The organism is Mycolicibacterium flavescens (assembly GCF_001722335.1).
GTDB classification, from domain to species: domain Bacteria; phylum Actinomycetota; class Actinomycetes; order Mycobacteriales; family Mycobacteriaceae; genus Mycobacterium; species Mycobacterium flavescens.
The window spans coordinates 1-11329 of record NZ_MIHA01000044.1 but is presented as its reverse complement, the minus strand read 5'-3'; the positions used below and the strand labels follow the sequence as shown (position 1 = coordinate 11329).

General features: G+C 70.1%; 13 protein-coding genes and 1 pseudogene. 3 read left to right on the top strand and 11 right to left on the bottom strand.

Annotation, left to right across the window (positions count from 1 at the left end):
- Positions 1–149 precede the first annotated feature (149 nt).
- Positions 150–1154 carry a PHP domain-containing protein gene (locus BHQ18_RS28575; RefSeq protein ID WP_069417008.1) on the top strand — a complete coding sequence of 335 codons (1005 nt, stop codon included), beginning with the start codon at positions 150–152 and terminating at the stop codon, positions 1152–1154.
- A 94-nt stretch (positions 1155–1248) separates the two neighbouring features.
- Positions 1249–1740: a hypothetical protein gene (locus BHQ18_RS30350; protein WP_069417006.1), complete on the top strand. Its 492-nt coding sequence runs from the start codon at positions 1249–1251 to the stop codon at positions 1738–1740.
- Position 1741: 1 nt separating this feature from the next.
- Here BHQ18_RS30350 and dinB read toward each other — a convergent pair whose 3' ends face one another.
- Positions 1742–2953: a DNA polymerase IV gene (gene dinB / locus BHQ18_RS28565; protein WP_069417005.1), complete on the bottom strand. Its 1212-nt coding sequence runs from the start codon at positions 2951–2953 to the stop codon at positions 1742–1744.
- A 20-nt stretch (positions 2954–2973) separates the two neighbouring features.
- The gene (locus BHQ18_RS28560; protein WP_069417004.1) at positions 2974–3621 is read right to left on the bottom strand and encodes a TetR/AcrR family transcriptional regulator; all 648 of its coding nucleotides are present in this window, start codon (positions 3619–3621) and stop codon (positions 2974–2976) included.
- Positions 3622–3700: 79 nt separating this feature from the next.
- Here BHQ18_RS28560 and BHQ18_RS28555 point away from each other — a divergent pair, with 79 nt between their 5' ends.
- On the top strand, positions 3701–5170 hold the full coding sequence (locus tag BHQ18_RS28555) for a flavin-containing monooxygenase (RefSeq protein ID WP_069417003.1): 1470 nt from the start codon (positions 3701–3703) through the stop codon (positions 5168–5170).
- A gap of 76 nt (positions 5171–5246) precedes the next feature.
- Here BHQ18_RS28555 and rraA read toward each other — a convergent pair whose 3' ends face one another.
- The 9 genes and pseudogenes from rraA to BHQ18_RS30975 form a co-directional block, all read right to left on the bottom strand.
- Positions 5247–5726 carry a ribonuclease E activity regulator RraA gene (gene rraA, locus BHQ18_RS28550; RefSeq protein ID WP_069417002.1) on the bottom strand — a complete coding sequence of 160 codons (480 nt, stop codon included), beginning with the start codon at positions 5724–5726 and terminating at the stop codon, positions 5247–5249.
- Positions 5727–5735: 9 nt separating this feature from the next.
- Positions 5736–6488: a MerR family transcriptional regulator gene (locus BHQ18_RS28545; protein ID WP_069417001.1), complete on the bottom strand. Its 753-nt coding sequence runs from the start codon at positions 6486–6488 to the stop codon at positions 5736–5738.
- A 44-nt stretch (positions 6489–6532) separates the two neighbouring features.
- A complete protein-coding gene (locus BHQ18_RS28540) occupies positions 6533–7018 on the bottom strand; it encodes a hypothetical protein (RefSeq protein WP_069417000.1) in 486 nt (161 codons plus the stop codon).
- Between the two features lie 94 nt (positions 7019–7112).
- Positions 7113–8036 (bottom strand): CopD family protein, encoded by a 924-nt coding sequence (locus BHQ18_RS28535; protein WP_069417007.1) that lies wholly within the window; start codon positions 8034–8036, stop codon positions 7113–7115.
- Entirely contained in the window at positions 8033–8533 is a 501-nt protein-coding gene (locus BHQ18_RS28530; RefSeq protein ID WP_069416999.1) for a copper resistance CopC family protein, read from the bottom strand. Before BHQ18_RS28530 ends, BHQ18_RS28535 begins: the two co-directional genes overlap by 4 nt.
- Entirely contained in the window at positions 8530–9186 is a 657-nt protein-coding gene (locus BHQ18_RS28525) for a YcnI family copper-binding membrane protein (protein WP_069416998.1), read from the bottom strand. Before BHQ18_RS28525 ends, BHQ18_RS28530 begins: the two co-directional genes overlap by 4 nt.
- A 28-nt stretch (positions 9187–9214) precedes the next feature.
- A complete protein-coding gene (locus BHQ18_RS28520; RefSeq protein ID WP_234794362.1) occupies positions 9215–9688 on the bottom strand; it encodes a hypothetical protein in 474 nt (157 codons plus the stop codon).
- Positions 9689–9747: 59 nt separating this feature from the next.
- Positions 9748–10404, bottom strand: coding sequence for a DUF6474 family protein (locus BHQ18_RS28515; RefSeq protein ID WP_069416996.1), 657 nt, complete (start codon positions 10402–10404; stop codon positions 9748–9750).
- A 787-nt stretch (positions 10405–11191) separates the two neighbouring features.
- A pseudogene (locus tag BHQ18_RS30975) lies at positions 11192–11329 on the bottom strand (hypothetical protein); the annotation flags it as partial.

The following is an 11329-nucleotide window of genomic DNA, read 5'->3' as shown; positions in this document are numbered from 1 at the left end:
GCCCGGCAACCGATTCGGCATCCAACAATTCACGCTGATCATCAGAGCGACCCTGCACCGATCAATCATCCCCAAAAACCCAGAACAAACCGACCCGGCACACCGTATTAATTCAGCAGACTCCTAGCGCCGGTGGGCACACTGGAGTGGTGGACCCCGTTGTCGCCCTCCGTCAGATTGCGTACTACAAGGACCGCGCGCGCGAAGACCCGCGGCGGGTGATGGCCTACCGCAACGCCGCCGACGTCGTCGAGGCGCTCTCGGAGGCCGACCGCGACCGGCACGGCACCGCCAACAGTTGGCAGTCGCTGCCCAGGATCGGGCCCAAGACCGCGAAGGTCATCGCGCAGGCGTGGTCGGGCCGCGAGCCCGACGTGCTGGTCGAACTGCGCTCCAATGCGGCCGATCTCGGCGGCGGTGAGGTTCGCGCGGCGCTGCGCGGAGATCTGCACGTGCACTCGAACTGGTCGGACGGCTCCGCGCCGATCGAGGAAATGATGCTGGCGGCAAAGGAATTGGGGCACGAGTACTGCGCGCTGACCGATCACTCGCCGCGGCTGCGGATCGCCAACGGGCTGTCGGCCGACCGGCTGCGTCAGCAACTCGACGTCATCGACGAGATCCGCGAGACCGTGGCGCCGATGCGGATCCTGACCGGTATCGAGGTCGACATTCTCGAGGACGGGTCGCTCGACCAGGATGCCGAGTTGCTCGAGCGCCTCGACGTCGTGGTGGCCAGCGTGCACTCCAAGCTCGCGATGGAGTCCGCGGCGATGACCCGGCGGATGCTCAAGGCGGTCGCCAATCCGCGCACCGACGTGCTCGGGCACTGCACCGGCCGCCTGGTCACCGGCGGGCGCGGGATGCGGCCGGAATCGAAGTTCGACGCCGAGAAGGTCTTCACCGCCTGCCGCGACAACGGCACCGCCGTCGAGATCAATTCGCGTCCGGAGCGCCGGGACCCGCCGACGCGGCTGCTCAATCTCGCGCTCGACATCGGCTGCCTGTTCTCGATCGACACGGATTCGCACGCGCCGGGGCAGCTGGAGTTCCTCGGGTACGGGGCGCAGCGGGCGCTGGAGGCCGAGGTGCCGCTCGACCGCATCGTCAACACCTGGACCGCCGAGCGGCTTCTGGAGTGGACGAACGCCTGACTCGGTCACACCACGTCGGTAAAAGCCACCGAACGGGGTACTCGTCCCACTTGTCCGGGTTCTCGGCGTTATGGAGTCGACAGTGGTGAAACGAATGATCGGTGACACGGCCGCCGCACTGGGCCAACGCGCGGCCGACCTGGTGGCCCGGGTGCGGGAGGTGGCCGAGGACGCCGCCGAGAAGGTCGGGTTGGGCGACGGGCCCAAACAACCCGCTATCGAGCCGCCCGCGAAGAAGGCGCCCGCGAAGAAGGGGGCGACCCGCGCGAAGCAGGCGCCGGCGAAGAAGGCTCCGACCAAGGCGGTGCCGACGGCGTCAACCAAGACCGAGGCGGCCAACCCGCCGCCGGCCCCGGTGCGCAAGGCAGCCGCCAAGAAGACACCTGCGAAGAAGGCACCCGCGAAGAAGGCGGCTGCCAAGCAGGTGGCTCCGGTCAAGAAGGCTCCTGCGAAGAAGGCTCAGCCCGCGAAAAAGACCCAGCCCGCGAAAAAAGCCCAGCCCGCGAAAAAAGCCCAGCCCGCCAAGAAGACCCAGCCCGCCAAGAAAGCCCAGCCGCGCAAGCAGAACCCGAAGGGCCGGCCCTGAATCAGTCCGGCAGGTGCGGCATTTCGAGCCCGGCGTCGCGGCCCAGCAGCACGCCGCGGGTGAGCGCGGCGTTGCCGTACCGCTGACGGACCTGGTCGACGGCCGCGTCGACGGCGGTGGTGTCGGTGTGCGCGCCGAACGGGAGCTCGAGTTGCTGGGCGCCGTCGCGGTCGATGTTCGACACCGCGAAACCGATCAGCGTCAGGCCCTTCTCGGCGATCAGCGGCCCGGCCTCGACGACCAGCCTGCGGGCCGCCTGCAGGATCACCTCGGTGGACGCGGTCGCGCGCGGCAGGGTGTGTGATCGGGTGGCTCGGCTGAAATCGTCGAACCGCAACCGCAACACGACGGTGCGGCCCGTGCGCCCGGCCGCGCGCATCCGGCGGGTGATCCGGTCGATCAGATTGACGACGACCGCGTCGACCTCCGCGGTGCTCATCGTGTTGCCGCGCCTGCCCAGCGCCCGCTGCGCGCCCACCGAGCGACGCCGCACACCGGTGAGGACCCGTCGTCGATCGATGTTGTGCGACAACGCAAACAGCCGGCTGCCCATCGCCTGACCGACCAGCGACCCGAGCGTCGACTCGCTGAGTTCGGCGACATCGGCCACGGTCTCGATGCCGAACGTGTGCAGCTTCTCGGCCGTCTTGGCGCCGACACCCCACAGCCGTCGCACCGGCAGCGGATGCAGGAATGCCAACTCGCGATCCGGTGGCACGAGCAGCAGACCGTCGGGCTTGGCCTCCTGGCTGGCGACCTTGGCCAGGAACTTGGTGCGGGCGATACCGACGGTGATCGGCAGGCCGACCTGCTCGCGGACCTGCGTGCGCAGTCGCGCCGCGATCTGCACCGGGGTGCCCGACACCCGCCGCAGACCCGAGACGTCGAGGAACGCCTCGTCGACCGACAGCGGTTCGACCACCGGGGTCACGTCGTGAAACACCTCGAAGACCGCCGCCGAGGCCTGCGAGTACGCCGACATCCGCGGCGGCACGACGAGGGCGTGCGGGCACAGCCGTCGCGCCTCGCGGCCGCTCATCGCGGTGCGCACCCCGTAGGCCTTGGCCTCGTAGCTGGCCGCGAGCACCACGCCGCCGCCGACGATCACCGGCCGGTTGCGCAGCGAGGCGTCGTCACGCTGCTCGACCGACGCGTAGAACGAGTCGAGGTCGGCGTGCAGGATGCTCGCTGCATCGACACCGGACACGAACATATGTTCGCATCGACCGGTGACTAGTGCGGAGTCTTGCCGTAGATGCTGGTGACCCAGATGTGGGCGAGCGTGTCGACGAGGTGCGCGGGGTCGACGGCGGGTTGTTCGGTGGCGAACGACGCCAGCATCGTGCGTTCGTTCATCAGGTTCAGCGACGTGGCGAGGTCGGCGGCCGGAATTGTCGTCGGGGCGGCGCCGCGGTCGCGTTCGGCCTGGATCGACGCGGTGGTGTGGTCGATCCACTTCTGCATGAACCGGGACCACAGCGCCCGCACCTCGGGGTTGGTCGGGCGTGCCGCGGCGCCGGCCAGCGTGACTGCCCGGTGCGTGCCGAAGGTGCTGAACAGTGCGTTGATGGCTTTCCAGACGCCTGCGGGTTCCACCGATGCGTCCATGCCGCCCATCGCCGCGTCGGCGTTGCGGTCGGCCTCGTTGATCACCTGCTCGACCAGCGCGAGCAGCACGGCGTCCTTGGACGGGAAGTAGAAGTAGAACGTCGGGCGGGACAGCCCCGCGCCTTTGGCCAGGTCATCCACCGAAATCTCGGCCAGTGGGCGCTCGGCCAGGAGGCGTTCGAGGGTGCCGAGGATGGCGTGCTCGCGTTCATCACCGGTGGGGCGGGAGGTACGACGAGCGCGGGCGGCGCGCGACGGGCTGGCGGCGGTCACAGGTATCTACTTTACACGGTGTCGAGTTTCTCAACACACCGTTGACTGACTCGACACACCGTTGATACGCTCCGGTACCATGAGCGAACATCTCGACGTCGTCATCGTGGGAGCCGGGATCTCCGGCATCAGCGCCGCCTGGCATCTGCAGGACCGCTGCCCAGCCAAGAGCTACGCGATCCTGGAACGCCGCGACAATCTCGGCGGCACCTGGGATCTGTTCAAGTACCCGGGCATCCGCTCGGACTCCGACATGTTCACCCTCGGATTCCGGTTCAAGCCGTGGACCTCGGAGAAGGCGATCGCCGACGGGCCGTCGATCATGGCGTACCTGAAGGAGACGGTCGCCGAGTACGGCATCGACAAGAACATCCGGTACGGCCACCGCGTGCTGTCGGCCGACTGGTCTGATGATGCGAACCACTGGACCGTGCGCGTCGAACGCGACGGCGAGGAAGTCGAGCTCACCGCGTCGTTCCTGTTCGCGGCCAGCGGCTACTACAACTACGACCAGGGCTACACCCCGGAGTTCGTCGGCCGCGACGACTTCGAGGGCACGATCATCCACCCGCAGCACTGGCCCGAGGACCTGGACTACCAGGGCAAGAAGATCGTCGTGATCGGCAGCGGCGCCACCGCGGTGACTCTGATTCCGGCGCTTGCCAATTCCGGTGCCGGCCACGTCACGATGCTGCAGCGCTCACCGACCTACATCGGCGCGCTGCCCGACGTCGACCCGTTCACCGTGCGCACCAACAAGACGCTGCCCGAGAAGCCCGCCTACGTGCTCAACCGTTGGAAGAGCATCCTGTTCCAGTCGGCGCAGTACCAGCTCAGCAGGCGCTTCCCGAAGTTCATGCGCAACCAGCTGATGACCATGGCCAAGCGCCGGCTGCCCGAGGGCTACGACGTGCAGAAGCACTTCGGCCCCCGCTACAACCCGTGGGACGAGCGACTCTGCCTGGCGCCCAACGGGGATCTGTTCAAGACGATCCGCCACGGCAAGGCCGACGTCGTCACCGACACCATCGAGCGGTTCACCAAGACCGGTATCAAGCTGGCGTCCGGTCGGGAGCTCGAAGCCGACATCATCATCACCGCAACGGGTTTGAACCTTCAGCTGTTCGGCGGCGCGGAGATCAGGCGCAACGGCGAGCCGATCAACCTCAACGACACCATGGCCTACAAGGGCATGATGCTGACCCACATGCCGAACATGGCGTTCACCGTCGGCTACACCAACGCGTCGTGGACCCTGAAGGCCGACCTGGTCTCCGAGTTCTTCTGCCGGGTGCTGAACTACATGGATGACAAGGGATTCGACCGCGTCGAGCCCCAGCATCCCGGCAACAGCGTCGACGAGCGGCCGCTGATGGACTTCACCCCCGGCTACGTCCTGCGGGCGCTGGACTATCTGCCCAAGGCCGGTGACGTCCCGCCGTGGCGCCTGAAGCAGAACTACCTGCTGGATCTGCGGCTCATCCGCCGGGGCAAGGTCAACGACGAGGCCCTGAAGTTCAGCAAGCACAAGGTGCCGGCCCGGGTCTAGTCCCTCCGCCGAGCAGACGCGAAGTGCCCCTTTTTCCACCGAAATTGGGGCACTTTGCGTCTGCTCGCGAGGGAAATCAGGGGGCGACGACGACGATGCCGTCCTCGTCGCTGTAGGCGACGTGTCCCGGCACGAACACCACCCCGCCGAACTCGACCGCGACATCGCGTTGCCCCTCGCCGGTCTTGCTGCTCTTGCGCGGGTTGGTGCCCAGCGCCTTGACGCCGATGTCGAGGGTGCGCAGGGTGGCGGCGTCGCGCACGGCGCCATTGATGATCAGCCCGACCCAGCCGTTGTCCACGCCGAGCCCGGCGATGACGTCGCCGACGAGCGCCGAATGCACCGAGCCGTCGCCGTCGACGACCAGCACGCCGCCGTTACCCGGTTCCGACAGCACCGATTTGAGCAGGGCGTTGTCCTCGAAACACTTGACGGTGGTGATGGGGCCGGCGAATTGGTCGCGGCCGCCGAACTGGCGCAGTTGCAGATCGCAGCTGCGGACGTCGGGGCCGATCTCGTCGACCAGGTCAGCGGTGGGGCGGGGCTCGATGGTCACCGCTCGATGCTAGCCATCGAGGCCGGCCACGATCACGTCGTGCACGTACTGCGCCAGCCCCGGCTCGACGTCGTCGTAGGTGGCGGTGAACCGCTCGTCGGCCAGATACATCTGCGCCAGGCAGCGGTGCATCTCGTCGTCGCAGTCGTAGAAGCGCTCGATCGACGCGCGGTGCCGCCGCGCGAGCGCATCCCCCTCCGCCGATCCCGGCGGCACACCCCGGCGTTTGGCGTCGGCCAGCGCCGTCAGCAGCGCGTCGTTGTCGTTCTTGATGTCGATCCAGTCCTGTTTGGTCAGCTGCGCGGCCCGCTGCCGGGACTGTTTCCAGGCGTCGGTGTCGCCCCAGCGCTGCTCGGCCTCGACGGCGTACTCGTCGCCGAACGCGGTGGTGCCGAAGATCTCCACCTGCTCCTCGGCGCTCAGCTGTATCCCGCTGCGGTGTGCGTCCATCAGTTCCTCCACTGCCGTGATCGTGTGCTGAAGCCGATCGGCCTGTTCCAGCAGCAGCCGGTGCTGCCGCTCGAGCCGGTCGAGGACGTCGGCATCCCCGTCGAGCAGGGCGCGGATCTGTCCGAGCGGGAGCCCGATCGAGCGGTACACCAGCACCAGATGAAGGCGTTCGATGTCGGCGTCGGTGTAGCCGCGGTAGCCGGCCGGCGAGCGCACGCTGGGCACCACCAGGCCGATGTGGTCGTAGTGGTGCAGGGTGCGGATCGACACGCCCGTGAGGGCCGATACCGCGCCGACGGTGCTGGCGTCCATGACGCCACTATCAGCCCTCACATCGCGTGAGGGTCAAGTGAGATTCAGTCGTCGTCGTCGCCGCTGCGGCGCACGAGCAGCACCACGAGGACCGCCAGCACGCCGACGGCGATCGCCGCGACCATCGGCAGCCGCGATGATTCCGGGCCCACGACCGGGGCGGGCGCGGGTCCCGACACCGGGTTGCTCGCGCTGGTGACGGTTGTCTTAGCCTGTGCAGCAACAACTTTCGCCGTGTTGGTGAGGTCCTCGACGGCCGCCGGCCTGGTTTCGGGTGCCGCCTTCTCCGGGGCTGCCTTCTTCGCAGGCGCGGCCTTCTTCACGGCTTTCTTGGCCGGCGCTTTCTTGGCCGCCTTCTTCGCCGGTGCCTTCTTGGCGGGCGCCTTTTTCGCCGGTGCCTTCTTGGCCGGTGCCTTCTTGGCCGGGGCACCGGGCTCGGCGGGCGGATTCACGGCGGACGGCGGCGGGGTCGACTCTTCGGCAGGCGTGCCCTGCGACTGGTCGTCGGGTCGGCCCTGCTGGTCTGCCATCAAGCTGCTCCTTCGCAGTGTCTCGTCGCCACCCGGCCGGTGTGGGCGTGGACCGGCACCGGGTCGGTCCCATCATGCCAGGTCGGGTGAGCGGTCAACCCGTGACGGCCAGTCCGGCCGCCAGTGCGAGCGCCACGATCATCAACCCGGTCTCCACATCGGAGCGGGTCCGCGACCGCGCCGCCGTCGCCCGGTGCGTGCGCGCGGCGGGCACCCACATCGTGCGGTTACGCCACCCCAGCCCGACCAGCACCGCGGTCATCACCACCTTGGCCAGCAGCAGCCGCCCGTACCCGGTGCCGAACAGCTCGGCCGGTGCCCCGAGGCGACCGGCCGCGGCCACCACACCGCCCGTCACCAGCACCACCACGCAGACCAGCGACAGCTGCGAGAACCGGGGCAGGATCCGCGCCCACTGGCCGCGGTGATCCACGGTGAGCACCAGCGCAGCCAGCAGACCGCACCACAGTGCCGCGGCCAGCGTGTGCGCGGTGACCGCCAGACCACCCAGCGAACTGTCCGCCAAGTGCCCGCTGAGCTGGCGCGCGGCAACGCCCACCGCGGCCACCCCGGCAGCGACGACGGTGGTCGCGGTCGAGCGCGGTGCCGCGCCTGCGGCGACACACACGACGGCCGCCGCGGCGACCGCGAGCCCACCCGCCCGGCCGGCGGCAGTGCCGGTGACGAACTCGACCGCGGTGGACAGCCCGAGACGGTCGACGCGGACCGCGACGGTCTGCGCGGCGGTGAGGAACAGCCGGGCCGTCTCGGCAAGCACCCACACCGCGGCGGCCACCGTCAGCGGTGCCCGCGCCCGCAGCGCGAGCTCGTCGCGGTGGCGCTGCCCGTCGAGCATCGGCACCGCGGCCAACCCCAGCGAGAGCACCGCCGCGCAGTCGGCGAGCACCCGCACGGCGGTGGTGTCGAGCGACCCCTGCGGGTAGGCCAGCGCCCACGTCAGCACCGTCGCGGCGGCGGCCACCAGCGCGCCGACGGCCGCCGCCCTGCGCCGGTTCACCCGCGCCGCCGCACCGCCCACACCGCCGCGGCGGCGACGATGACCACGGCGCCCGCGTAGAACGGCCACACCGGCAGCTCGCCGTCCGGCGACGACCCCTGCGGGCCGGCGGCCGGCGCGCCAGGTGTGCCCGGGCCCGCCACCGTCAACTGGAACGCCCACGACCCGTTGATCACGTGCCCGTCGGCCGACGTGGCCCGGTAGTTCACCGTGTAGGTGCCCGACGGCCCGAGCGGACGCACGTCGACGCTGAGCACGGCACCGGAGATGCGCGGCTCACCGTCCTGCCACAGGTTGCCGTCGGGGCCGACGACGGTCATCGCGGCGAACTGCGGTTGCAGCGCCTCGTTGAACGTCGCGGACACCGTCGCCGGGCTCTCGGCCAGTTCGGCGCCGTCGGCCGGGTCGCTGGCGATGCGGACCGCGTGTGCGGCCGCCGGGCCTGCGCTCAGCATCAGCAGCAGGAGCGAAAGGACGGTTACGGCAAGGGTTTTCATGTTCTCCTTCGCGAGGTCAGGGCGACCGCCAGGGCCGCGGCTGCGAGGACCAGCGCGCCGCCGGCCAGCCACCGTGCGGAGTTGTCCGACGGCGCCTCCGGGGAGGTCTCCGAAGACGCCGAGGAGGCGCCGTGGTGATCGCCGCCGGAGGTCCCGGTCAGGCTCAGCGCCGGGGCGGGGAACTCGGGTTCGCCGCCGTCGGGCAGGGCCGGTTGATCCCAGCGCACCACGGTCCCGTCGGAGTAGGTCTGGGTGGCGGGGAAGCTGACCGTGTCGGTGTCGGGCAGTTTGACCGTGATGCGGAACAAGCCGAACTGCTCCGACGAGATGCCCGTTCCGGGTGCGGCTGTCCAGGTCACCGCGCGGACGGTACCCGCGGCGGTGTCGCGGTCCAGTTCAGCGGTCCAACCGGGGATCGTCTCGGTCCGCACCGACGTGGAGTCGGGCAGTTCGACGGTCAACGCCGTTGTCAGCGCGCCGGTTTCGGATTCCCCGGGCACTCGGAACGTGACGACGGCCGAGCTGCCCGGCGTCGGGTTCTCCGCGTCGGCGTGGACGTGCGCCGAGGCGGTGGCCGTGCCGGCGAACAGCATCGAACCGGTCGCGGTCAGGATGGTCAAGGCGCGCAGGGGCGCCCCACTGATGGGTGTCATTTGTGAGCTTTCTTGTGTCGGGTACGGGTCAGCGGGCCAGGCCGACCGGCGGACCCCGATGCGACACCGAAGCGGCCAACAGCAGCGCCGATCGCAGCGGCTGCTCGGCGCGCGGTACGACGACGCGCACCGTCGTCGGCACCGGAACCGACACGATGCGCACGACGGCGCGCACGGCGCGGGACACCGCACGGCACAGTCGTTCGCCGGCGGCGATCAGCAGCGCACCCGCCAGCACGGCCGCGACGTGCGCGACGAGCATGACGGCCGCGGGCGGGGCAGCGGCACCGCTGTGATCGTGGCCGGCCACGCCGAGCAGCACGTGCCCGGCGAGTTGGCCCGCCGCCAGCAGGGTGACCAGAATCTTGGCGTCGGCGCGGGGCAGCGTGGTGGTCAGCGCCCCGATCGTCGCCGCGAGGACGGCCAGAAGCGCGACCCCGCTACCCGACGGAATCCCGGTGCTGCCGACGCTGTGCGCGGCCACCGCGAGTGTCGCCGTCAACAGCCCCGTGGCCGCACCGCGGAGGCGGGCTGCGAAACACGACGCCGACACCGGGCCGCTCAGCTCAGACCGAGGCGGGCCAGCAGGTCGGCGTCGATGCCGTCGAGGTCGCGCTCGATCGCGGCGTGCGCCGAGCGGCGCCGCGACGCGGGCATGTGCTCGGCCGCCGCCACCGCGGCCGACAGCTCGCCGAGCCGTTCGGTCATGGCCGCGACGAACTGCTTGGTCTCGGCGTCCTTGGGCTTCTTCTCGGCCACCAGCCGAAGCGACTGCTCGGCGCCGGCGATCCGCGCCGACAGCGGGGCGCCGTAGCCGTTGAACTGGCCGACCTGGCTCAGCGGCACCCCCAGCCGTTCGGCGCGCCGCTGGTCCAGATAGCCGCGCGCGGTGATGGCTCCGCGGTAGGCGATCGGCACCACGATCGGCGCCAGCAACCGGACCACCGTGAGCATGCGGCGAATACGGCTGGGCGAGAACAGCTTTCCCTCGCGAGCCGCCTTGAGCTGGGTCTGTGCCACCTTCAGCGCCGCCCGGTCGCTGTCGCGCTGGGCCCTCAGCTGGGCCTTGAGCGCGTTGGCCTCCGCGCGGTGCGCGGCCTTGATGCGGCGGGCCTCGTTCTTGGCCGACAGTCGCGCTTCCAGTTTGGCCTTCGCCTTGATCGCGCGGGCCTCGGCGCGACGGGTGGCACGGGTCTTGCGGCGCTTGAACAAGCTCATCCCGGCTGTCGGCCTTTCTCTTCAACGCTGCGGTCCTGGTCGGTCCAGGCGGGTCGGTGCAGCCCAACACTATCGTTCGGCGACCAGCGCACGCGGAGCGTGTCCGCCGGTAGAAGTTTCGATCGCAACCACCCGGTCTACTGCGGGTGTGAAAAGATTGGCGAATCGTTTGGGTTGCCATGAGTGACGCGATGAAGGGTGGCGCTGCAGTGCATTCGCGTGTGCGTCTTGCCGCGGCGACCTCCCTGGTGGTTTCGGGCCTGCTGCTCGGCGGCGCCGGCGCCGCGCTCGCGTTCGCCGACCCCGGCGTCGCCGATCCGTCGGGTTCTCAGCAGCGCGACGACGACTCCGACGGCAAGCAGGAACCGAAGCAAACCCCCGGCCCGGCCAACACCGCGACGAACACCGCGACCAGGACCGAGCAGCCCCCGAAGACCAGCGCGCCCGGCACACCCACCGACACCACGCGGCCCAAGCCCACGACCAAGCCCACCGAGACGACCAGGCCCACCGAGACGACCAGGCCCACCGAGACGACCAAGCCCACCCAGCCGACCGAGCCCACCGAGACGACCGAGCCCGGTTGTGAGGACAAGGACGACGACTGCGGGCCGGGCTGGCCGGGCTGGCCGTCGTGGCTGCCCGAACCGGGCGCCATGCCGATCGCCGACGGTGGCGGCGGCGGTGCGGTCGAAGTGCCGGCGGGCGGCCCGACGCCGCCGGCGGCAATGCAGGTGCCTGCCCACGTCGGTGTCGCTCCCGGCGTCCCGCCCGTCGCTGCCGCGGCGCCCCCCGCGGTGGCCAGCACGTTGAGCCGGCCGCGGTGCGGCATCGCGATCACGACCTCGTCGAGCGCGTGCTCGGCGCACTGGTCGATGACGGCGTCCATCGTCGGGATCACCGTCTCGGCGCCTTCGAGCGAGAA

Excerpts from the sequence above, each read along its gene's own strand:
- BHQ18_RS30350 (WP_069417006.1), top strand. The coding sequence starts at position 1,249 with ATGATCGGTGACACGGCCGCCGCACTGGGCCAACGCGCGGCCGACCTG.
- dinB (WP_069417005.1), bottom strand. The coding sequence starts at position 2,953 with ATGTTCGTGTCCGGTGTCGATGCAGCGAGCATCCTGCACGCCGACCTC.
- BHQ18_RS28555 (WP_069417003.1), top strand. The coding sequence starts at position 3,701 with ATGAGCGAACATCTCGACGTCGTCATCGTGGGAGCCGGGATCTCCGGC.
- BHQ18_RS28545 (WP_069417001.1), bottom strand. The coding sequence starts at position 6,488 with ATGGACGCCAGCACCGTCGGCGCGGTATCGGCCCTCACGGGCGTGTCG.
- BHQ18_RS28540 (WP_069417000.1), bottom strand. The coding sequence starts at position 7,018 with ATGGCAGACCAGCAGGGCCGACCCGACGACCAGTCGCAGGGCACGCCT.
- BHQ18_RS28530 (WP_069416999.1), bottom strand. The coding sequence starts at position 8,533 with ATGAAAACCCTTGCCGTAACCGTCCTTTCGCTCCTGCTGCTGATGCTG.
- BHQ18_RS28525 (WP_069416998.1), bottom strand. The coding sequence starts at position 9,186 with ATGACACCCATCAGTGGGGCGCCCCTGCGCGCCTTGACCATCCTGACC.
- BHQ18_RS28515 (WP_069416996.1), bottom strand. The coding sequence starts at position 10,404 with ATGAGCTTGTTCAAGCGCCGCAAGACCCGTGCCACCCGTCGCGCCGAG.